15 protein-coding genes are annotated in these 21,090 nt (G+C 46.5%); 10 read left to right on the top strand and 5 right to left on the bottom strand.

All coding sequences use genetic code 11. The features are described 5' to 3' along the window. The first annotated feature begins 390 nt into the window (after nucleotides 1-390). Both OGH69_RS17665 and OGH69_RS17660 read left to right on the top strand, forming a co-directional pair. Nucleotides 391-2,367, top strand: coding sequence for a tetratricopeptide repeat-containing sensor histidine kinase (locus tag OGH69_RS17665; protein WP_265175826.1), 1,977 nt, complete (start codon nucleotides 391-393; stop codon nucleotides 2,365-2,367). Next, a complete protein-coding gene (locus OGH69_RS17660; protein ID WP_265175825.1) occupies nucleotides 2,364-2,999 on the top strand; it encodes a response regulator in 636 nt (211 codons plus the stop codon). The genes OGH69_RS17665 and OGH69_RS17660 overlap by 4 nt, the downstream gene beginning before the upstream one ends. Before the next feature lie 33 nt (nucleotides 3,000-3,032). On the opposite strand, the gene OGH69_RS17655 is transcribed toward OGH69_RS17660, so the two are convergent. Both OGH69_RS17655 and OGH69_RS17650 read right to left on the bottom strand, forming a co-directional pair. Beyond that, nucleotides 3,033-3,797: an SDR family NAD(P)-dependent oxidoreductase gene (locus OGH69_RS17655; RefSeq protein ID WP_265175824.1), complete on the bottom strand. Its 765-nt coding sequence runs from the start codon at nucleotides 3,795-3,797 to the stop codon at nucleotides 3,033-3,035. 193 nt (nucleotides 3,798-3,990) lie between these two features. After that, nucleotides 3,991-4,929: a helix-turn-helix domain-containing protein gene (locus OGH69_RS17650; RefSeq protein WP_372339345.1), complete on the bottom strand. Its 939-nt coding sequence runs from the start codon at nucleotides 4,927-4,929 to the stop codon at nucleotides 3,991-3,993. 245 nt (nucleotides 4,930-5,174) lie between these two features. On the opposite strand from OGH69_RS17650, the gene OGH69_RS17645 reads away from it, so the two are divergent. The 5 genes from OGH69_RS17645 to OGH69_RS17625 all read left to right on the top strand — a co-directional run bounded on the left by OGH69_RS17645 (nucleotide 5,175) and on the right by OGH69_RS17625 (nucleotide 10,646). Next, entirely contained in the window at nucleotides 5,175-6,548 is a 1,374-nt protein-coding gene (locus OGH69_RS17645) for a S1 family peptidase (RefSeq protein WP_265175822.1), read from the top strand. A 10-nt stretch (nucleotides 6,549-6,558) separates the two neighbouring features. Then, nucleotides 6,559-8,496, top strand: a complete 1,938-nt coding sequence (locus tag OGH69_RS17640; protein WP_265175821.1) for a hypothetical protein — start codon at nucleotides 6,559-6,561, stop codon at nucleotides 8,494-8,496. A 2-nt stretch (nucleotides 8,497-8,498) separates the two neighbouring features. Further along, nucleotides 8,499-9,191, top strand: a complete 693-nt coding sequence (locus OGH69_RS17635; protein WP_265175820.1) for a hypothetical protein — start codon at nucleotides 8,499-8,501, stop codon at nucleotides 9,189-9,191. 95 nt (nucleotides 9,192-9,286) lie between these two features. Then, on the top strand, nucleotides 9,287-10,114 hold the full coding sequence (locus OGH69_RS17630) for an alpha/beta fold hydrolase (protein ID WP_265175819.1): 828 nt from the start codon (nucleotides 9,287-9,289) through the stop codon (nucleotides 10,112-10,114). Nucleotides 10,115-10,172: 58 nt separating this feature from the next. Beyond that, the gene (locus OGH69_RS17625; RefSeq protein WP_265175818.1) at nucleotides 10,173-10,646 is read left to right on the top strand and encodes a hypothetical protein; all 474 of its coding nucleotides are present in this window, start codon (nucleotides 10,173-10,175) and stop codon (nucleotides 10,644-10,646) included. Nucleotides 10,647-10,766: 120 nt separating this feature from the next. Here the strand turns inward: OGH69_RS17625 and OGH69_RS17620 are convergent, their stop codons facing one another. The 3 genes from OGH69_RS17620 to gldJ form a co-directional block, all read right to left on the bottom strand. Continuing rightward, nucleotides 10,767-11,921, bottom strand: a complete 1,155-nt coding sequence (locus OGH69_RS17620; RefSeq protein ID WP_265175817.1) for a DUF3095 domain-containing protein — start codon at nucleotides 11,919-11,921, stop codon at nucleotides 10,767-10,769. An 84-nt stretch (nucleotides 11,922-12,005) separates the two neighbouring features. Further along, a complete protein-coding gene (murF, locus tag OGH69_RS17615; protein ID WP_265175816.1) occupies nucleotides 12,006-13,286 on the bottom strand; it encodes a UDP-N-acetylmuramoyl-tripeptide--D-alanyl-D-alanine ligase in 1,281 nt (426 codons plus the stop codon). Between the two features lie 64 nt (nucleotides 13,287-13,350). Next, nucleotides 13,351-15,030, bottom strand: coding sequence for a gliding motility lipoprotein GldJ (gene gldJ, locus OGH69_RS17610; RefSeq protein WP_265175815.1), 1,680 nt, complete (start codon nucleotides 15,028-15,030; stop codon nucleotides 13,351-13,353). Nucleotides 15,031-15,232: 202 nt separating this feature from the next. Here gldJ and porU point away from each other — a divergent pair, with 202 nt between their 5' ends. The 3 genes from porU to cdd all read left to right on the top strand — a co-directional run bounded on the left by porU (nucleotide 15,233) and on the right by cdd (nucleotide 20,967). Then, entirely contained in the window at nucleotides 15,233-19,084 is a 3,852-nt protein-coding gene (porU, locus tag OGH69_RS17605) for a type IX secretion system sortase PorU (protein ID WP_306354399.1), read from the top strand. A gap of 40 nt (nucleotides 19,085-19,124) precedes the next feature. Beyond that, entirely contained in the window at nucleotides 19,125-20,309 is a 1,185-nt protein-coding gene (gene porV, locus OGH69_RS17600; RefSeq protein ID WP_265175814.1) for a type IX secretion system outer membrane channel protein PorV, read from the top strand. 175 nt (nucleotides 20,310-20,484) lie between these two features. Beyond that, the gene (cdd, locus tag OGH69_RS17595) at nucleotides 20,485-20,967 is read left to right on the top strand and encodes a cytidine deaminase (RefSeq protein WP_265175813.1); all 483 of its coding nucleotides are present in this window, start codon (nucleotides 20,485-20,487) and stop codon (nucleotides 20,965-20,967) included. The last annotated feature ends 123 nt before the right edge of the window (nucleotides 20,968-21,090 follow it).

Raw genomic sequence — 21,090 nt, 5'->3', positions numbered from 1 at the left:
CCATCCCGAACAGAGAAGTTAAGCCCGCCTGCGCAGATGGTACTGCATCTTGTGGGAGAGTATGTCATCGCCTTTTTTTTGAAACCCTTCATCGGTTAGATGAAGGGTTTTTTGTTTTGACGAAACAAAACTTATAATATAATAGTCTGCATTTAATCAATACTGAAAATCTTCGTCAGGGCTTGCTTCTTTTTTAAAGCCATCCATTAAGTATGACGTTCTTTTGTTAGGAACGTTTTAAATGCTTTATCATATACCTATAAGTAGGTATTTTGATTACTCCACTATTCTCATATTTTTGATAAGATTTAGCGGTCGTCATGGCTATGTTTAAAGTAAGTAAGGAATGTTTACTTTTACTGGTAGTAATAAACAATTAACCTCATTCTAATGCGTCATTTATTTACTTTAATTTTTTTGCTAATTGAAACTGCCTGTCTGTCCCAAGTTAATGATAGCATATCATTGGAACTAAGGAAAGCGTCTCACGATAGCATTCGTTGCAGGATAATACATGATTACATTGGTAATATTTTCGATCTTGAGGAGAAACTCAGATATAACAAGGAACTGGAGAGAATAGTTGAAAAAAATTTAGCAAAGAAGAATATTGGGGCTGATGAAAGAAAGACTTTCTTAAAACAAAAAGCCAATGTTCTGAATTACTATGGGTATTATCACCAGAATGCAAAATTTCGTAATATTCAGCTTGCTATACAATATCATAGAGAGAGCATTAAAATTTCAAAGGAGATTGGTGATGAAGAAAGTGTGGCTACAGCTTATTGCAATATTGGATTTGCCTATGAAGATCTTGGTAATTTGGGCCAGGCAATAGATCATTACCATAAAGCACTAAAGATTTTCAGAAAGTTTAATGATGATGCGTCTATATCTATTGTTTTAAACAATATTGGCTACACATTTCAGTCGCAAAAGAACTACGAGAAGGCACTAAAATATTATTTTGAATCACTGGATCATTATAAAAAAGCTAAGAAAGGAGTTGAAGACCATACGATGGCTCTTTTTTATAATAATATAGGACTTGTATATAATATGACCGGCAGGGCTGAATTGGGTTTAGAATATTATCAGCGGGCGCTTGAAATGTTTATCAGGGTTAAGCATAGGTATGGTGAAGGTTTGGTTCTTAATAATATTGGAGATACTTTTCTTCAGCGATTTAATACCTCTGAAAAAAATGACCCTTTGCTTTTACAAAAGGCGTTGGAAAATTTTGAACAGAGCCTCGCTATTTGGAATGAACTGGAGGATTGGATCAGCAAATCGGTTACTTTAAAGAATATTGGCACTGTTTATCTTGATATGGGGCAGGTTGATAGGGCTATTGATTATGGTTTGGAGAGTTACCAATTGGCTCAAAAAATTGGCTTCCCTAAGTCGATAATGACAAGTTCCCATTTACTCTATGATGCTTATAAGAGGAATAACGACTATAAGAATGCGTTCCGTTTTTCTGAGCTTTATCATAAAATGAGTGACTCAATAGTGAATCAGGAAAACAGGAAACTGATTCTTGAGAAGGATTTTACCTATCAATATGATAAAAAAGAAGCGATTTTAAAGGAAAAGGCCAAAGCGAATGAAAAGAGGCACAGAATTGTGCTGATTTCAACACTCTCAATTTCGGGATTAATTGTCCTGTTTTTCTTTATCTGGCTTTATTATTATAAAAAACGAAAGGCTACTGAAAAGCTTCTGCATGAAAAACAACTTTCACTTGAAGTGGCCGAAGCTGAGCGGCGCAGGATTTCTGCCGACCTTCATGATGACCTGGGTTCGGGTATAGCGGGGCTGGCTGTTGCAAGCGGGCTTCTGGCCAAGAGTGACAGCCTTGATGAAATGCGTAACGATGCCCTGAAGATAGCCGAGAACAGCCAGAAAGTGAGCCGCAGGCTTAGCGAGGTAATATGGGAACTTAACATGGAACACGACAACCTGGAGGATCTTCTGCTGTTCATCCAAAAAATGGGCAAGAACTACTTTAAGGATACGGCAGTTAGTTTTTCCATGATATTGCCGTTAGACATACCCCATGTAAAAGTTCCGGGATATGCAAGAAGGCAAATATACCTGGCGGCAAAGGAATGCTTCCATAATGTAATAAAGCACTCCGGGGCGGATAATGCAAGGTGCGAAGCAACGTTCAACAACCGGCTGGTACTGAAAATATCGGATAACGGAACCGGCTTTGATACAGAGAATAAAGCCGGCGGGGAAGGCCTTAAGAACCTGCAATACCGGCTGGATAAGCTCGACGGTACTGTAGCTATACAATCATCAACAGGAGGGACAACAATTACCCTCTCGGTACCCATCGATTCAAACATCAAAAACAAATGAAAACCATAGTATTATTAGAGGATGACAATGTATTCCGCGAAAGCGTATCTGAAGCGATCAGCAGGATGCGTGGCCTTGAGTGCATAGGAGCCTTCTCCAGGATCAAAGACCTCATGACGCGGCTTCCCGAACTCTATCCTGATCTCTTTTGGCTGGACATAAGCCTGCCCGATGGCAGCAGCATAGAATACATCCCTAAGATAAAGCAGATGTACCCGCATACTCTTTGCCTTGTATGCTCCATGCATGATGATGATGACAGGATATTCAGTGCCCTGAAAGTAGGCGCTGACGGCTACCTGCTCAAAAGCTCGGGGATTGATAAAATGATTGATGGGGTACATGAGCTCTTTGCCGGAGGGTCTCCCATGAGCCCGTTCATTGCCCGCAAAGTGCTTCAGTCAATGCGTGAACCGCAAACGGATGGCAATGCCATTTTTGAAGACCTGACCACAAGGGAAGTTGAGATACTTTCAGCGTTGGCACAGGGTTTTCTGTACAAGGAAGTCGCAGATCGCCACAACATCAGCCTCGAGACTGTGAAAAAGCACGCCCAAAACATCTACCGGAAGCTCCATGTACAGAACAGGAGCGAGGCCATCATTAAATACCTGAAAGGCACCGCAAAATAAGAAAAAGCCCGGAGCATTGCCCGGGCTTTTCTTTTACAGGAAGATGCCTCCTGAGACCTCTATGCGCTGGCCGTTGATCCATCCCGCTTCTTCAGTACACAGGAATGCAACCACTCCGCCAATGTCATCGGGAAGCCCAACGCGGCCCAGTGCAGTCATGCCTGCGATATGGCCATTCATCTCTTTGTCATCGCGCACCCTTCCTCCGCCAAAGTCGGTTTCAATGGCGCCCGGAGCTACTACGTTGGCGGCAATGCCACGATGCCCAAGTTCCTTCGCCAAGTAGCGCGTCAGTACTTCCACAGCGCCTTTCATCGACCCGTAGGCTGATGAGCCGGGGAAGGAGAACCTGGCAAGACCGGATGCGATATTGATGATACGGCCGTTGTCGTTAAGGTAAGGCAACGCTTTTTGGGTGAGGAAGAAAACCCCTTTATAGTGGATGTTCAGGGCATTGTCGAACTGCTCTTCGGTAGTCTCGGCGAAGGGCGCGTATAGCGCCGTACCGGCATTGTTGATGAGGAAGTCGAAGTTGCTGCTGCCTGTTTTCTCAAGCAGGTGGGCTGTTGCCTCTGCAAAGAAACTGTCGAATGAGGCTACATTTCCCGCATCAAGCTGGAAGGCCACGGCCTTTTGACCCATCGACTCAATTTCGGCTACTACCTTATCAGCTTCGGCTTTGTTGCTGTGGTATGTCAGAATTACATCAATTCCTTTTTTGGCAAGAGCCAGGGCCATATTCCTTCCCAGTCCGCGGCTGCCGCCGGTTACCAGGGCAATTTTGTTTTTTGTATCCATGTTGAGTAATTTTTATGGGACAAAATTAGCTCAAACAATACGCTCACATGTTGTGGATATCAATCTCTTTTTTGTAAAAATCAAATCAGGTGATTTGACAGGTACTGCGGCGAAAAGCACCTGCTTAAATAATGTTTTTGACCCTGTTTTGTTTCATTTTACATCAGGGCTTCGTTTTTATAATTTTAAAATATCAGTTCCTGAAAATTAGCGGTGATACCCCCACCAGCTTTTTAAAAAAATTGGAAAAATGGGCCACTTCCTCAAAGCCCAGGGAATGTGCTATTTCCGAAACATTCCAGTCCGTTTGCCGCAATAATATTTTTGCTTCCTGGGCAATGCGGCTGCTGATGAAATCGGAGGTAGTGCGCCCTGTGTTTTCGCGAAGCACCTTGTTCAGGTGGTTTACATGTATGGCCAGCTTTTCGGCGTAGTCCTTTGGGGTGCGCAATTCCAGCTGCTGACGGGTAGAAGTAACCGGGAACTGGCGCTCGAGCAGTTCTACAAAAAGCCCCGTAACGCGGGCTGAAGCCGTGTGCGACGTGTACTGCGTAATGTCCGGCTGCAGCTTTTGCCCGTAGTGGATGAGCTCCATCACATAATTGCGCAACAGGTCGTACTTAAAGGCATAATCAGAATCCAATTCATTGAACATCTTGTCAAAAATAGCCTCTACTTCTGCAGCCTGGGTTTCGTTAAGCTGGAAAACAGGATAGCCGCCGGGCTTAAAAATGGGTAGCTCGTCCAGTCGCATTCCGTTGTGTGAGGACGCGAGGAATTCGTGTGTAAAAATGCAGAAACTTCCCGACTGCTCCTCGTCCTGTGGGATATAGTTGTAAGGGATTTTAGGCGAAGCGAACAGCAGCCCATGCTTTTTGATGTCGATTACCTTGTCGGCATATTCGGCACGGTTATGCCCGTTGATGAGGCTTATCTTGTAGTAGGTACGCCTGTTGTAGGGCATGGTCCTGGTCTGCTTCACCGTCTTTCGTACGGCAGCTGTGCCGAATACGTTAAAATGCCCTATATCCTTAGTGATGCCTTCAGGCAGTATCCTGCTTAGCTCATTGTCGTCAGTAAAACCGATTTCCCGGTAAAAATCCCGTAACGATGCTGTCTCCATTTGTTTCATTTTGCGTAAATCAAATATAGGGAAAATCCTTAACCCCAAAAAAAGGGTATTTTAGGGTCTTTTCAGGGATGTTTTTGATGATTTTTAAGATGACTTTTTATGGTGTTTTTTTGTTTTTTATATGATTTAAGGGGTTGACTGATAGGATTTTTGGGTGTATAAAAATACCCATTGTTGGGGATGCGTTTAAAATCTAAAATCCCTACTTTTAACATATATTAACAATGTTGAATAATCTTTTACCTATGCTTGATGAAATTATCCCTTTGACCGTTGTGCTCTTTCTCTTAAGTATGGTATGTGAGAGGATAGCTGACTTTCTAAAACACTACCTCTGCGGAAGCAAGCTGTTTCGCATTAAGGATACCCTTACCAAGTTCCCTAATGACGACAATAAGGAAAAGGCTCGTTATTATCGCATTATGAAAATCAATATTTGGTGCGGGATAATAGTGGCGGCCATATTCAAGGCTGATTTCATAATGATTTTCAATAACATGGATGATCCCGGCAAGACACTGGGATGGACGAAAGAGGTGCTGAATGAGTATTATAAAGAGCCAATCGACTACTTTATTATGGTCCTCGGCATTGCACTCACAGGATGCTTCATCAGCTTTGGCTCAAAATTCTGGCACGACCTGCTCGACATACTCTATACCATAAAGAATACGCGCCGTGTGGCCAATGACCCCGCTACTTATGAGATAGACAATGCAGCAGCACTAAAAAAAGCAGCTGAAACCTACCAGTCCGATTTTATTCAGGCAGCCTTTCTTGAGGTTAAGGCTAAGTTTATGGCGAATAATAACGTAAAATCCATTAGCATGAAGCGACGCGCGGATGGCTACTATTTTGAGGTTTCTGTGGAGAAAAGCGATGCAGCGATAGAGCCTTGGTATGTATACCAGGCGGGCGGTGGCATTAGGCACAGTATAGCTGTAAAGCAGGTTGTTCTGGAGGCTGGTGATAAGATCGTGATACAAAGCGTCGATCTTTCCTCAAGGATATTTGATATGCAAAAGCCGGATGGTTATGGTACTATTGGAGTACTGGTGCGAAAGAAAGAATCGGGAGCAGCATCAAGAAGCCTGCTTACCTGTTTTCATAATGTTTCCGAACCACCCTATGATACTTCAAAAGCCATTAAAGCCGGTACTTTATATCCTGGCGCGGCAACTGAAATTGGCGATGTGGTAAAAAAGATACTCGATCATGAAGCCGATGCAGCGCTCATTGATATCAATACGGACATTGACATACGCAATTATGTACCTAGAATGGGTACACCCGGTACTGCACGGAGGCTGTATAATAAGGATGTAGATGTCACTGATGTGTGTCTGTTCGGCACAAAGTCGGGCTTCCGGTCCGGAAAGGTAACGGGAGTGTATGCCGATATTAAAATTGACTATCCCGGCGACAGGGAGCGCACGTTGATTAACCTGATTGTGATATCCGATAACGGTACTGCCATGTCTAAAGGTGGCGATTCGGGATGTTGTGTCCTCGATAAGGATGGTAAAGTGATTGGCATTGTGCTGGGTGGCAGGAAAGCAGAAACCTATGTGCTTCCAATTAACACATTGATAGATAGAATGGATGTTGAATTAGTATAAAACATAACTTATGAAAAACGTATACTTTTTTGGATTACTACTGTTCCTGGGGTGCTTTGCAGGATACGGTCAGAAGAAAATCGTTATTGAGGAGTTTAAAGACATGGAAGTGTCCGGGTTCCATGGAGGTACTGAAATTACAGATGCAAACATACGTAGTTTTGAGTTGCATGTCCTAAAAGAAATGGGTGTAGAGAAAGTAGTCATTAAAAATGGTATGGGGGGAGGCTCTTCTCCCGGCCAGTTGGATGGAGGGACAGGTATTACAAGATATAAGGTTGAGAATATTCCTGTGCTTGAAGGTAATATCTGCAAGATTGAATTGATCAAAGGGCAAGACTCCAAAACCATTACAATAAAGGTGAAGGAGGCCACAGCTCCAAACGGAGCTGCACAATCACCAGCCGGTACTAGTACTGAATGCACTGAAAAAGTGGATTTGTTTCAGCAGGTAAAGGATTGCCCCGATAAGGCGCTGGAAGATAGTTTTGGGCTTGACCCTGCAGATTTTGGTAAGGACGATGTCATCTACGTCTACGATTTTAATAAGGTTACCTCAAAGCGCAGGATGTATAAGTTCACTAAAAATAATGATAATGATGCCACATTCGTAAAATCAAAAGTAAATCTTACACAGGAAGAGCTGCGCGCCAAAAAGCAGGTGTGGATAAAGGTAGCGAATATCAACAGGTTCATGAATGATGTATCGATAGCTGATTCACTGTTCTATTACAACAGCAAGCCTTCGGCATTGTTCAACAGGATGTTTATTGGTGATTCGATTACCACCCTCGGGTCGATGATGGACAAAGCAGCAATACAGTCAACAAAGCAAAATAAAGTGAACGACATATTGACGCAACTCGACTGCTTTAATAAAATGTACACTTCCCTTAAAGCCGAAATGATAAAGGCTTTCGATCCGTGCCAGACTTTTACCTGCTGCAACACTGTTGATTTTAAAACCCTAAGCCTGAAACTGAATGAAATTCGTACTGCAATCTCGGTTTTGCAGCTGGAGTATACTGATACCAAGAAAGAGCTTGAAACGCTTAAAAAAGAAAAGACCGATTGTGCCGCACTTGTAAAGGATGAAAAAAAACTGACAGAAGAGCTTGCAAAACTTAAAAATGGTGATGCTGGCTATGACATTGCGAAGGAGAAGGTGGATAAGATGAAGGCATGTAAAGATGATAGCCCGACAAGGCAGACCAAAATTGACCAGAAAGAAATGGAACTGTCAATTGTAAATGGCCTTGATGAGATAAAAGCAAACCTGCCTACCGATGCCCAGCTCAAACAGCTTTCGGTGTTCCTGCTGAATATGGTAGAGCAAAACCAGGCACTAATCAAGGGGCCAATACAATTAGAAGGAAACCTGCTTGACGTAACGATAAATATCAATTCGAGGGATAGCATAGTAGCTAAATTTGGGTATCCCAACTTCAGCGATAAAATACATTTTGCGATACCTGTATACGGCAGGCCGTTCGTGAGCTTCAGCTCCGGCTCATTCCTCGCTCCGGACAAAAGGCTCAGGGAGAAAACCTATGCCTGGCAGGAGGTGAATGGCGCGGGCCATGTGCTTACCGAGAGCGGCTATAGTAACCCGGTAGCGGGTTTTTCTGCCCTTGTTAACGTACAGTGGGGCTTGAGTTCTTATGTCGGATTGGGGCCGTCTGTAGGGGTAGGGCTTACCATTGAAGAGCAGCCAAGGTTGTCATACCTTGTGGGAGGATCGCTATTTTTAGGAAAAAAGAGCCAGCTTGCCATAACGGGAGGGGTTGCAGTCATGCAGGTAGACAGGATCTCTAAAAACTTTGAGTCGGCCTATGAAAGCCAAACTGTTTTTTCTGAAACCACTCCTATCGATTACTACAAGGAATTGAAAGTGGGGCCTTTTATCTCGTTAACATATACACTGTTTAAAATATCTAAAAGCAAATAGCCATGAAATACCTATATCTATCCCTTTGTCTAGCGCTCATTGCCTGCAGTGATGAACCGGAAGCCCTGAAAAGCGCCCAGGGTATAACAGGCGAGTTGGCCCTGGAGCCAGTCAGTGGGAATGTACCTGCCGATGATTACTCGTATGCCGAAGTAAGCGCTGTGATAACCGGGAGGCGCTCGCCCGGCGACCGCATCATATTTAGCGCCGAGAGCGGGCTTTTTGCCAACGGGCAGTCCAAAGATACCGTTGTGGCCGCAACGGATGAGACCGTAAAAGTGTACCTCAAACACAACAGGGCCGGACGGGTAAAAGTGACCGCTACCGCATTTGGCAAGTCTAAAGAGGTATTCGTCGATTTTACGCCTGCCTACCCGGATTTGCTTGTTGTGAACCCCGATAACGGCACACTCCCGTCTGAATATACATCCACAAGCCTTATTACCACCTACCTCATACGCAACACCGGCACGGCTTCGCAGGGACAGTGGATCAGCTACAGGGATTCGGTGGCAACAGCCGAAGGGGGCTCAATAGGAACCTTTACTCAAAATACGCAGTCGGATGCCGAAGGGAATGCAACGGTGCGGTATTGGGTGCAGGACACTGCCTATCACGGATTTGTTTACATTAAAGGGGAAATACAAACTCCGGCAGGTGTCAGAAAAGGAGAGAACCGCATATACATTGACTGATGCCTAACATTGCCTGTATGCCCCACAAGGTTGGCACAAAAGCAACCCTTTTGAAGAAACGGATTTTGTAATTTTACGCTACCAAATCCAACCTGATGAAACACGCAATGCTTACAGCGCTATTCCTTACGGTAACCACCGGAATAGCCGCACAGGAAAAAGGCCACTATGCAGAAGTCAATGGACTGAAGATGTATTACGAGATACACGGTTCCGGCAACCCGCTTGTCCTGCTCCATGGCGGCGGTTCGACCATCGAATCAAACTACGGGCGTATTATTCCGCTCCTCGCCAAAAACCACAAGGTTATTGCCGTCGAACTGCAGGCCCACGGCCATACGGCCGATCGTAACCAGCCCTTAAGCTTCGAACAGGATGCCGATGATGTTGCGGCTCTCCTTAAGAAGTTATCCATAACAAAGGCTGATATCATGGGGTTCAGCAATGGCGGGACCACGGCTATGCAGTTAGCCATCCGCCATCCGGAACTTGTAGGCAGGCTCGTGCTCGCTTCGGCCATTTACAGCCGTGAGGGAATGTTCCCGGGGTTTTTCGATTATATGAAAGGAGCAAAGCTTGAAGAAATGCCCCAACCCCTTAAAGATGCCTACCTAAAGGCGAATCCGGGTGATGCCAAAGGCCTGCTTAATATGTTCAGGCGCGATGTGGAGCGAATGGTCAATTTTAAAGACATCAGTGAGGAGTCGGTAAAAAGCATCAAAGCACCGGTGCTGGTCATCAACGGCGATAAAGAAGCCGTGCAGGGCGCCCATGCCCTTAAGCTGTCGCAGCTCATTGCAAATGCCCGATTGATAATCCTGCCTTGCGGCCATGGCGATTACATTGGTGAAATTTGCGCCCCCAAAATGGATGCAGCAATGCATCAAAGGGTAGTGGGGATGATTGATGATTTCCTTAACTAACTTTACCATCTATTTATGCTATCAATAACACGGCTGTCCTGTTTTTAATCGGAACTTTATGTTCTACAAAAAAAAGAAAGCCATGAGCAAAATGCATAATTACCTCGCGGGGCTTGGGGGAGCAATAGCCCTCAATATCCTGCATGAATCCTTAAAGAAAAAAGGCAGTGACATGCCGCGCGTTGACCTGCTGGGCGAAGAAGCCCTGCAAAAAACACTACAGCATTTCGACGCCGAAATTGAAGACAAGGATAACCTGTACGCCGCAACACTTGCAGGGGACCTCATTAGTAATACGATGTATTATAGCATGATTGGCAATGGGGGGCGTGACTACCTTTTTACCCGCGCCATCGCATACGGCCTTGCTGCGGGGGTAGGTGCGGTAACGCTGCCCGGGCCGCTGGGCCTCGACGATGAGCCTGTAGCGCACAGCAACAAAACCAGGGCGCTTACTGTGGGCTACTATCTTGCGGGAGCGTTGGTTACGGCAGGTTTGTTGAAGTTGCTTGGTAAATCTTCTAAGGTATAGGGGTTTTTGGGCGTGCCGCTTCCGCAGGCTACAGCGTCGGTCTATTCGTTACAAGCTTTATTCCGCAAGCTCCATAAAGGCTTTCCACTACTATCCCTCACGCGAGCTTCACTCCGGCATCTATCCTGTGCGCAGTTTCCCTTTCAGCATCCTTGCAGCCTGTGTGTAGCCGCCCTCGCTGCCGTCTACAAAATGGATGTGCCCGTCTTCGAGGTTGCGTACATAGCATGACATGACCGATGCGCCGCTTGTGTGCAGCCCGTAAATGATTTCACCCGTAGCCTCCATCTCATCCAGCAGCTTTTGCAGTGCTTTCCGCTGCGCTGTGTTGCCTGTTATCACGGTGTTTATCTTACCGTCGATGACTAAAGTGTCCGACATTTCAACAAGGCTTTTCAGGTACTTCTTCCCGCTTTTGGTCGTAAACCAAAAGTAGCCATACAATGCCACAAGCCAGGTGCGTAGCAGTTCAAGCCATTTTATGCTGCCCAAGCGGGCACGCATTTCGGTGCCAAGCCGGCTAAAAGTGGTCTTAAGCCTGAGTTTTCCTACCGATATGGGCTGTCTTTTTTCAGGCAGGCCATACAGCTCATCCATTTTTTTCAGCACTTTGCCATATGCGGGTGCCTGACGGGCAAAGTCGCGTGCTAAAACAAGCAGGGTAACAATTTCCTCCTTATTCGCAGGTGGCGGTATCTTGTCCCACCGGCATTCCATCCCTGTCAGGTCGAGTTGCGTTTCCTGTACATCCGGTGGGGCAAACAGGTAGTCATCTCCCTTGATGATTTTCTCGGCATGATCCAGCCCACTGCCCAAAACCACCGGTATGAAAAATGCTGCCGAACTGCTGTATTTTGCAATGCTCACGGTATGTCCCTTTGCGTATACTTCGGCGATGCTTACCGTTCCCGCACGCAGGTTCAGCCCAAAATTGGCCAATGTAGTTTCGCGGTACAGCGTGAGGGCTTTCATGGCTTTGCCAAGCAGAATGGGGGGAATGATGAATGTGGCACCATCGCCGCCGAAAAAGAAGGGAACGGTATTATCCATCCCGAACGCAATATTCAGTACAGACACGATACTGCCCGTAGCTATGAGGTTTACATCCTCATGCCGGCCGGCCATTACGGCCTGAGTAGAATTTTCTATGTCGGTAATGATGATGTGCCAATCGTCCGGTACGGCACTAAAGCTTACGCTATCCGTAAGCAGGTAGCAGAGGCGCATCCTGTTGGGCGGCAATGAAGAATAAAATTGTTCGGTTGTACCTGCCATGGGTTTGTTGGTGTGCCTTCAAAAGTAACCAATTTAGGCACAGCAGGATTTTAAAGTTGTGTTAGATTTTTGATTTTAAAGAAATTAAATCACCTCCAGTACCCTTTCCAGTGCCATGCCCCTCGAGCCTTTTATGAGGATGGTGTTATTGCTGAATGATTTTTCGGAAACAAATGCTTTAAGCGCGTCAAAGTGCTCAAAAAAATGCAGGTGGGCATCGTCTGTTTTATTGGCATAAAAGTCCTTGCCCGTAAAATAGGTTTCGATGTTCTTTTCTTTAGCCAACAGGGCTACGAGCTTGTGGTGTTCCTCATGGCTTTCCTCCCCGAGTTCGAACATATCGCCCAATATAGCTATTTTGCTCCCCTCAAGTTGCGTGAAATTAGCTATGGCCGCTGCCATGCTGCTTGGGTTGGCGTTATAGGCATCCATGATGATCCTGTTGCCGTTCTTCTCCATTATTTGGGAGCGGTTGTTCGACGGGATATAGCCTTCAATGGCTGCTTTTATCTTTTCATCGCTGACACGGAAGTAGGTCCCGATTGCTATGGCGGCACTGATGTTGGCCGCATTGTAAATCCCTATCAGGTGCGACTGTATGTCGAGCCCCTTGTATTTGAGCCTGACCATAGGATTCGCCTCTGCAGCCTCAATCCGCACATCGCAGTTATAGTCTTCCCTTGCAAAAGTAAAGCGGGGCAGGTGTTCTGTTTTTTCCTTTTGGATGGGATCGTCCAGGTTAACAAACGCAGTCTTCGTGTGTTCCTGAAGGTGGGTGTACAATTCGCTTTTTCCTTTTATCACCCCTTCAAAACCGCCAAACCCCTCAAGGTGCGCTTTCCCGAAGTTGGTAATGTACCCGAAGTTCGGTTCGGCAATGCTGCACAGCTGTTCAATTTCCTTTTGGTGGTTGGCACCCATCTCTACAATGCCTATTTCTGTGGCTTTGGTAAATGACAGTAATGTCAGTGGTACGCCTATGTGGTTGTTCAGGTTGCCAATGGTGGCGGTAGTGGTATATTTTTGCGAAAGCACCGCATTAATCAGTTCTTTTGTGGTTGTTTTGCCATTGCTGCCGGTAAGGGCAATAACGGGCAGGCCGAGCTCACGGCGGTGGTGCCTGGCCAGTTGCTGCAGCGCCACAAGGCTGTTGCTTACCAAAAGCATCCTGCTGTCGGTCTTGTATCCGGCATTGTCTATAACCACATATTTTGCGCCCTTGGCAAGCGCTTCGGCGGCAAAGGTATTGGCATCAAATTTGTCTCCCTTCAGGGCAACGAACAGGCAGCCCGGTTCGATTTTTCGGGTGTCTGTAGAGAGTGAGCTGCATTGCAGAAAGAGGCTGTATAGTTCCCGGATATCCATAAAGTATATAAAAAAATAAAAGCCCTAAGATAGGACTTTTATTGAATATTTTAAGTGGCAGCTATTATTTGCTACGGGCTGTCTTTTTGCCGGATTTTGGCCCAACTTTAGACATTGCGCAACGGAAACCGATGTAGTCTGTTGCCATATCCTGCGGGAAGTACCTCCTTTGTGCAGGGTCAAGCCAGTAAGCACGGTCTCTCCATGAACCACCTTTGTATACCCTTACGTTATCGTTGATAAGCGTAGTCCTTTTTGACGACTTGTCATAAGCCCTTACCATGTTGCCAAGGCTGTCTTTAGATACAAGGTGCTTAGGGGAATGGTACATCCTCTGGTCTGTTTTCGATTCAGCTTCAGTACCTTCGTCTGTAGCGCCAAAGTCGAAGTAACGTGTAGACTGCTTGTCGCCATCTCTGTAGTTCCTGTTGTCCGACTTCGTATAGTTTTGCCTTAGGTACGTATCGTCGGTTGTAATTTGTGTCTGGGCAATCTGGCCGGGCAGGTTCCTGTACTGTATCCTTCCGTTGGCAAGCGTGTCATATTCGATAGTCTCAGCTGTTACCAGCTCAGCCCTTCCGTCCTCACCAATTTTGTTTTTCATGTATACGTTACCCCTGTAGTAGTTGAAGTCGTTTGCTTCGTCGTCAACGATAGGACGGTAAACGTCAGCTACCCATTCGGCTACGTTGCCGGCCATGTCATAAAGACCAAAGTCGTTTGGTGGGTATGATTTTGCAGGAGCAGTAATGTCGGCGTTGTCATCAGACCATCCGGCGATTCCGCCGTAGTCACCTTTACCTTGTTTGAAGTTGGCAAGCTGGTCACCTTTTGTCTGGCGTTTTGAGTTACGGGTATACTGGCCTTTCCAAGGATATTTTTTGTTACCCCTGTACAGGTTGTATTCGCGGTTTCCTACAAGGGCCACTGCGGCATATTCCCACTCAGCTTCGGTAGGAAGCCTGTATTCAGGAAGGATGATGCCCGATGTCCTTTGTGCAAATACGTTTTTAGCATCTTCTTTGTTGGCCAGCTTGTTCCTTGGGCCTTTTAGCACGATCTCCTCGTTTCCGCCGTAGGCTTTTGTAGGGCTTTCAAGGTAGGCTTCTGTGCTGAAGGTAGCTTCTGCACTCTTGTCAAGAACTTTAGCGTCTTTTTTCAGGTAGCCTTCTTTTTCAAGCATCAATTCGTTAACGCGGTCTGTCCTCCATTTGCTGAATTCAACAGCCTGGATCCAGTTAACGCCTACCACAGGGTAGCTGCTGTAAGCAGGGTGCCTAAGGTAGTTGTTGGTCATGGTTTCATTATAGCCAAGCGCGCTCCTCCACACCAGTGTGTCAGGAAGTGCGCCTATGTAAATGTTCTTATAATTTTCCTCTGTAGGAGGGAATACGGTTTTCAACCAGTCAAGGTATTCCATGTACATAACATTGGTTACCTCGGTTTCATCCATATAGAAAGACTGAACGTGCTGCTGCGTTGGCGTGTTGTTCCAATCGTGCATTACATCATCCTGAACCCTGCCCATGGTATAAGTTCCACCTTCCACTTCGACAAGACCGGGTGCAGCTTCCTGTCCCTTGTACTTCGAATTGTGCTGGAAACCACCTTTCTTGTCATTGATCTTCCAACCGGTAGCAGTGGAAGTGTTACCGCTTGAGCCTTTCTTGCTGCATCCGGTAAAACCAACCGTAATCGCCAATGCGACCAACAATCTTAAAGCCGTGATTTTGTTAACTTTCATCTTTCTGTAGGTAAATAAATTTCGTGGCGCAATATAATAATTAACCATTAAACTGCAACACGTTTTGAAAATTTTTAATGAAATTCCAAAATTAAGTTAAATGTCTTTGTCTATAACGCCTAAATTGAAGTAATATTGCAGTAACTTAAAATAAAAAAGTTTGCCCTTCCTGTAATATATCGGCGCTATCTGCGTTGTGTCAATGATGAAAAAGAGAATACTATTTATGCTTTTGCTCGTTCCTTCGCTGGCTTTTGCACAGCAAAGCGGCGATGTGGTTTTGGAGTGGACAGATAATGTAAAGTCGCAGCTTGGCACATCATTACTGGACCTCCCCAACTTTAAAGGCCAGTCGCTGGATTATGACGATGCCCGCAAAGCCCTCTTTTTCCGCAGCAGCATTCCTGTGGGTGCCGCGGCCAACCCCAATTCAATTACAGTTACCAATATCGTTTACGAAAACATCATCGCTGCCCGGTTGGGTACGCTTTCCGTAGCGGCGCTGCCATCTTCGGTAAATGCTAAAGTGACGGCATCAAAAGCACGCAGCCAGTGGTATGCAACGATAGAGCTTTCTCCTATTATAAAGGACGGAAGCGGCTATAAGCGCGTGAAGTCGTTTTCCTACTCCTTTTCTTTCGATGCGGCCCGTTCCAATTTCAGGGATGCGGCCGATTTTGACGAAATAAGCAACTCCGTTTTGGCTTCAGGCAACTGGTACCGCTTTTATGTAGAGAAATCCGGCGTGTACAAGGTGACCCGCTCGTTCCTCCAAAGCCTTGGGATGAGTGTAAATGTAGATCCCCGAACCATAAAGATATACGGCAACGGCGGCAGGATGGCCCCGCTGCTCAACAGCACCGATTACCCGTCTGACCTCGCTGAAAACGCCATTACGGTAATAGGGGAGGAAGACGGCAGTTTTGGGAGTGGCGATTACATCCTGTTTTATGCCGAGGGCGTGGATAACTGGAATGACGAAAGCGGCACACACAGCAACCTGTTTTCGGATAAGTCCTATTATTATGTTACGGCCGGGGGCGTGAACGGAAAGCGCATCGCCACACAGCCGCAGCCAACGGCGAATCCGAATATTACCACATCAGCATTCGATGCTTATGTATACCACGAGAAAGACCTGGTAAATATTGCAAGGTTAGGGCGCAAATGGCACGGAGAACAATTCAATGTAGAGAATGAGCAGTCATTTGATTTCAGTATTCCTGATATTGAACCGGGCCCGGCGACTGTAGTGGTAAGTGCCGCGGCGTTTTGCGAAACGCCCACCTCTATGGCTGTTTCTGTCAACGGGCAGGCGGCGGGCACTATCAGCTATGCTGTGACCCCGGATGCTTCTGAAGCCAGGGACGGCTCCCTCACGGCAAACTTTACGCCTTCGGGTGGTACCATTACGGTGGCCCTGGCCTATAATAATGGCGGGGTTCCGGCCTCCAATGCCTGGCTCGACTATATCATCATAAAAGCGAAAAGGAAGCTGCAGGGCAACGGTAAGCAGTTCCGGTTCCAATATAACGATGCGGCGGCCAATATAGGCACTATCCAGTATAATGTATCCAATGCATCGGGCATCAGCGAAGTCTGGGACATCACTAATATATACGATGCTTCAAAGATACTGAACGACGGCCAGGGGCAGTTTTCGTTCAAATCGGCATTGGGAGAAGTGCGCAAGTACATAGCGGTAGTGCCATCAGACTACTATACGCCTCTGAGGGAGGGCAGGCCTAAGGTGGCCAACCAAAACCTGAAAGGCACTATCTTTAAAAACAGCCAGGGGGCTTTCGAGGATATCGACTACCTTATCGTGACACCGGCGAAGCTGAATGCCGAGGCTGAAAAGCTGGCCAACTACCACCGCACGAATTCAGGCCTGAATGTAAAGGTGGTAAACCTTGAAAATATCTACCACGAATTTTCTTCCGGCAAGCAGGATATTGCGGCAATACGCAACTTCATCAAATACATTTACCTCAATGCCTCTGCCGAAAGCGAAAGGATAAAATATGTGAACCTGTTTGGTGATGCTTCTTTCGATTATAAGGACAGGATTCCGGGTAATACCAACATTGTACCCGCATTTCATGGTATAAATCTCAATCCGGGTTCATCGGACGATAATTACAGTACGGTGCGGACATTCCTTTCGGATGACTTTTACGGGTTGATGGATCCCAATGAGGGCAGGATACCTTATTCAGGCAACGGCACCGAAAAAGTGGACATCGCCATTGGGCGGATGCTGGTGAGCGACAGGGAGCAGGCCTCGCAAATGATTAATAAGGTGTTTGAATACCGCTCTGTAGAATCGTATGGCAGGTGGCGCAATGAATACATCATGATTACCGATGACCTTGAAGACAACGGTGGGCAGTTTGTGCCCGAAATGGAAAACGTAGCGGAAGAACTTATGGATCGCAGGCCGTTCGTGAATATAAGGAAGATACACTCTGATGCGTATGTGCAGCAGGCATCGGCAGGCGGCCAGCGTTATCCTGAAGCCAAGGAGCAGATACTGCGTGCCATCAATTACGGTGCACTCGTGGTAAACTACCTGGGGCATGGTGGCGAAGACGGTATGGCAAGCGAAAGGCTTTTTGAAAAAACTGATGCGCAGAGCCTGACCAACCGCTATAAGTATCCGTTATTTATTACCGCAACGTGTGAGCTTACCAAGTTCGATAATCCGCTACGGCCAACTGTGGGGGAGTACATTTACTGGAACCCTTCCGGAGGTGCCATAGCCATGGTTACCACTACAAGGTCAATCTATACAAGTGCGGCTTACGACCTTAACGAGGTTTTCTCAGGAAAACTGTATGACTTTAACAACGTGGGTGTGTACCCAACCATGGCTGAGGCATTGATGCAAACCAAACAGGTCTTGTCGTCGAGCAGTATAAGGCATGTAACCTTCATCGGCGACCCGGCACTGAAAATGACGCTCCCGGAACCGAATATTGTACTTACGGAGATAAACGATGTGCCGGTGGCGCAGTCGACAGATGTATTGCAGTCGCTGGCTTATGTAAAGCTGGCCGGGCAGGTAACCAACGAGGCAGGCAGCCTGCTGGGTAATTATAACGGAGAGCTGGAAGTGACCATTTTTGATAAGCAGATGAGCCGTGTTACGCTGGATAACGACCATTTAAATGTTGTAACTCCGTTCGATGTGCTTGGCGAGACGATATTCCGCGGCAATGCAACGGTTACTAACGGTAAGTTTGAATTTGGCTTCGTAGTGCCAAGGGATATCCGCATACCGGTGGGTAACGGGCGTGTGAGCTTTTATTCCAAAAAGAACAATGTGCTGGAGGATCATTACGGGTACAATGCTGCCATAAAAATTGGCGGTGTCAATACCAATGCCGTAGCAGACAATACCGGCCCGAAAGTCAGGTTGTACATGAATGACGAGACTTTCATCTCGGGAGGCATTACCAACGATTCGCCTATACTGCTGGCGTTCCTTGAAGATGAGCACGGCATCAACACGGCAAGCGGTATCGGGCACGACATCATCGGCATACTTGACGGCGATGAAACAAATCCGTTCGTCATGAACGATTATTATGAGACCGAACTGGATGATTATACCCGCGGAATAGTACGTTTTCCGTTTTCCAACCTCGAAAAGGGGCTGCACACCCTTACCTTTAAAGCATGGGACGTGTACAATAACCTGGTTACTGCCGAGATACAATTCGTGGTAACGGGCGACGATGTGCTGAAGCTCGAAAAAGTGCTGAACTACCCGAACCCTTTTGTAAGCTATACCGAATTCTGGTTTACCCACAACAGGCCGTTTGAGCCGCTCGATGTGCAGGTGCAGATACTTACGGTAACCGGAAAAATTGTAAAGACAATCAACCAGCAGGTGAGCACCGACGGCTTTTTGTGCCGCGAGATCAAGTGGGACGGACGCGACGATTTTGGCGACAGGATAGGCAAGGGTGTGTACATTTACAAGCTGACGGTCAGGTCGTCGACCTCAAATAAAACTGCTGAAAAATATGAAAAACTTGTATTGCTATAAAAAATCTTATATTTGTTCCCCGTTTAATTTCAAAATACTAATGAAGAAAATACTTTTAGTTGCCCTGTGCTTTTTGGGCGTACAAATGGCCAAAGCCCAGAGTGAACGCGTTATTACCACCGGTGTTCCTTTCCTTTTGATAGCAGCCGACGCCAGGGCAGCAGGTATGGGCGACCAGGGTGTTGCTACTTCATCCGACGTCTATTCCCAGCAATGGAACCCTGCAAAATATGCTTTCGCGCTGCAGGAGCATGGCCTTTCTGTGAGCTATACACCCTACCTTACCGATATTGCCAACGATATTTCCCTTGGGCAGGTAACTTACTTTAACAGGTTTAATGAGAGGATGGCCTTTGCAGGAAGCCTTCGTTACTTTGGTCTTGGTGATATTGAGCTGAGGCAGACGGGCGATCCTAACGAGGTGCCTGTAACGCGTAATCCTAACGAACTTGCCATCGACGGTTCCTTTGCGCTTAAGCTGGATGAGCAGTTCTCCATGTCGGTAGCGGCACGTTATATACGCTCCAACTTACGTATACCTGAGGCTTCAGGTGGAGGTGACTCTAAGGCTGCAAGCACTTTTGCGGTGGATGTTGCCGGTTACTACCAGTCTGAAGAGGTGGCAATGTCCGACTTCAACGGACGCTGGAGGGCGGGCTTCAACTTCCAGAACCTTGGGCCGAAAATAAGTTATGACAATGATGAAACGCTGAGCTCTAACTTCCTTCCGGCCAACCTTAGGCTTGGTGGCGGGTTTGACTTTATTTTCGACGAATACAACAAGCTGGGTGTAAACCTTGAGGTAACCAAGCTATTGGTGCCAACCCCGCAAAAAATAGAAGACCTTAATGATGATGGCGAAATAGACAACCAGGACTATATCATACGCAACCAGGAGTATAACGACATCAACTGGGTATCGGGTATGTTCAAGTCGTTTGGCGATGCGCCCGACGGTTTTAGCGAAGAGCTAAAAGAATTTACCTACGCGGTAGGTGCCGAATACCTGTACCAGGACTCGTTCGCGCTTCGCCTGGGTTACTTCAATGAAGATGAAATGAAAGGTGCGCGTAAGTTCTTCTCCCTTGGGGCGGGCTTCAAGTACACTGCCATAAAAATTGATGTGTCGTACCTTTTCTCTGCATCACAGGTGCGCAACCCTCTTGAAAACACACTGCGCTTCTCGCTGTCGTTCAACTTCGGCGATGAGTGGGATGAATATTAGAATTTTTAACCACATAGATACATAGTTTCCAGGGGAAGTAGTTTTAGGTCTTGAAGCAGGGCATAGGGAAGCGAAGCTTCCGCTTTGTGTAACTTTGAAAGACCCATTGCCGGCCTTACATTGAAAAGACTATGTGCCTATGTGGTTTAATCATTTATAAATCCATGTTTGATTAATGGAAAAGATAACCCTGACGTCCACCTTTACGGTATACGATTCGGCCAACGACCTGCCGGAGCCGGTGCGCCTGTTGATGCAGCGCGCAGTGGAGGTACGCAAAACGGCCTATGCACCCTACTCGAAATTTCGGGTTGGGGCGGCATTGCAGTTGGATAACGGTGAAGTGGTGATAGGCTCCAATCAGGAAAACGCGGCTTATCCCTCAGGCCTTTGTGCGGAAAGGGTGGCAGTGTTCCATGCCGGGGCAGCGCATCCCGGGGCAAAGATACTTACCCTTGCCATCAGTGCTGCCGCCGACAGTAAAGTGGTCGACAGCCCCATACCACCGTGTGGCGCCTGCCGGCAGTCGCTTGCAGAATATGAGATGAAGCAGGACGTCCCGATGGAAATTTACTTTATGGGCGAAACCGGCAAAGTATACAAATCAGATTCTTTAAAAAACCTGCTTCCGCTTGTTTTTGACAAGGATTACTTATAAAATGAAAGGGGCTGTCTCAAAAGGATAGCCCCTTTTTCATTTTAATTAAGTTTACTTTTCTTTGCATGCTGATTTTGACATTTTAAAGTCTCCTTTTTAGCCCATAAAAGGTTATACGTTTTA

Origin of the sequence: Flavobacterium sp. MFBS3-15 (genome assembly GCF_026107645.2) — a bacterium.
GTDB lineage: Bacteria > Bacteroidota > Bacteroidia > Flavobacteriales > Flavobacteriaceae > Flavobacterium.
This window is presented reverse-complemented; position numbering and strand designations above follow the sequence as displayed.

What these genes read in the sequence shown, in the direction of transcription:
- OGH69_RS17625 (WP_265175818.1), top strand. Translation starts at nt 10,173, where the DNA reads ATGTTCTACAAAAAAAAGAAAGCCATGAGCAAAATGCATAATTACCTC.
- porU (WP_306354399.1), top strand. Translation starts at nt 15,233, where the DNA reads ATGATGAAAAAGAGAATACTATTTATGCTTTTGCTCGTTCCTTCGCTG.
- porV (WP_265175814.1), top strand. Translation starts at nt 19,125, where the DNA reads ATGAAGAAAATACTTTTAGTTGCCCTGTGCTTTTTGGGCGTACAAATG.
- murF (WP_265175816.1), bottom strand. Translation starts at nt 13,286, where the DNA reads ATGGATATCCGGGAACTATACAGCCTCTTTCTGCAATGCAGCTCACTC.
- OGH69_RS17630 (WP_265175819.1), top strand. Translation starts at nt 9,287, where the DNA reads ATGAAACACGCAATGCTTACAGCGCTATTCCTTACGGTAACCACCGGA.
- OGH69_RS17640 (WP_265175821.1), top strand. Translation starts at nt 6,559, where the DNA reads ATGAAAAACGTATACTTTTTTGGATTACTACTGTTCCTGGGGTGCTTT.
- OGH69_RS17645 (WP_265175822.1), top strand. Translation starts at nt 5,175, where the DNA reads ATGCTTGATGAAATTATCCCTTTGACCGTTGTGCTCTTTCTCTTAAGT.
- OGH69_RS17655 (WP_265175824.1), bottom strand. Translation starts at nt 3,797, where the DNA reads ATGGATACAAAAAACAAAATTGCCCTGGTAACCGGCGGCAGCCGCGGA.
- OGH69_RS17620 (WP_265175817.1), bottom strand. Translation starts at nt 11,921, where the DNA reads ATGGCAGGTACAACCGAACAATTTTATTCTTCATTGCCGCCCAACAGG.
- gldJ (WP_265175815.1), bottom strand. Translation starts at nt 15,030, where the DNA reads ATGAAAGTTAACAAAATCACGGCTTTAAGATTGTTGGTCGCATTGGCG.
- OGH69_RS17650 (WP_372339345.1), bottom strand. Translation starts at nt 4,929, where the DNA reads ATGAAACAAATGGAGACAGCATCGTTACGGGATTTTTACCGGGAAATC.
- OGH69_RS17635 (WP_265175820.1), top strand. Translation starts at nt 8,499, where the DNA reads ATGAAATACCTATATCTATCCCTTTGTCTAGCGCTCATTGCCTGCAGT.
- OGH69_RS17660 (WP_265175825.1), top strand. Translation starts at nt 2,364, where the DNA reads ATGAAAACCATAGTATTATTAGAGGATGACAATGTATTCCGCGAAAGC.
- cdd (WP_265175813.1), top strand. Translation starts at nt 20,485, where the DNA reads ATGGAAAAGATAACCCTGACGTCCACCTTTACGGTATACGATTCGGCC.
- OGH69_RS17665 (WP_265175826.1), top strand. Translation starts at nt 391, where the DNA reads ATGCGTCATTTATTTACTTTAATTTTTTTGCTAATTGAAACTGCCTGT.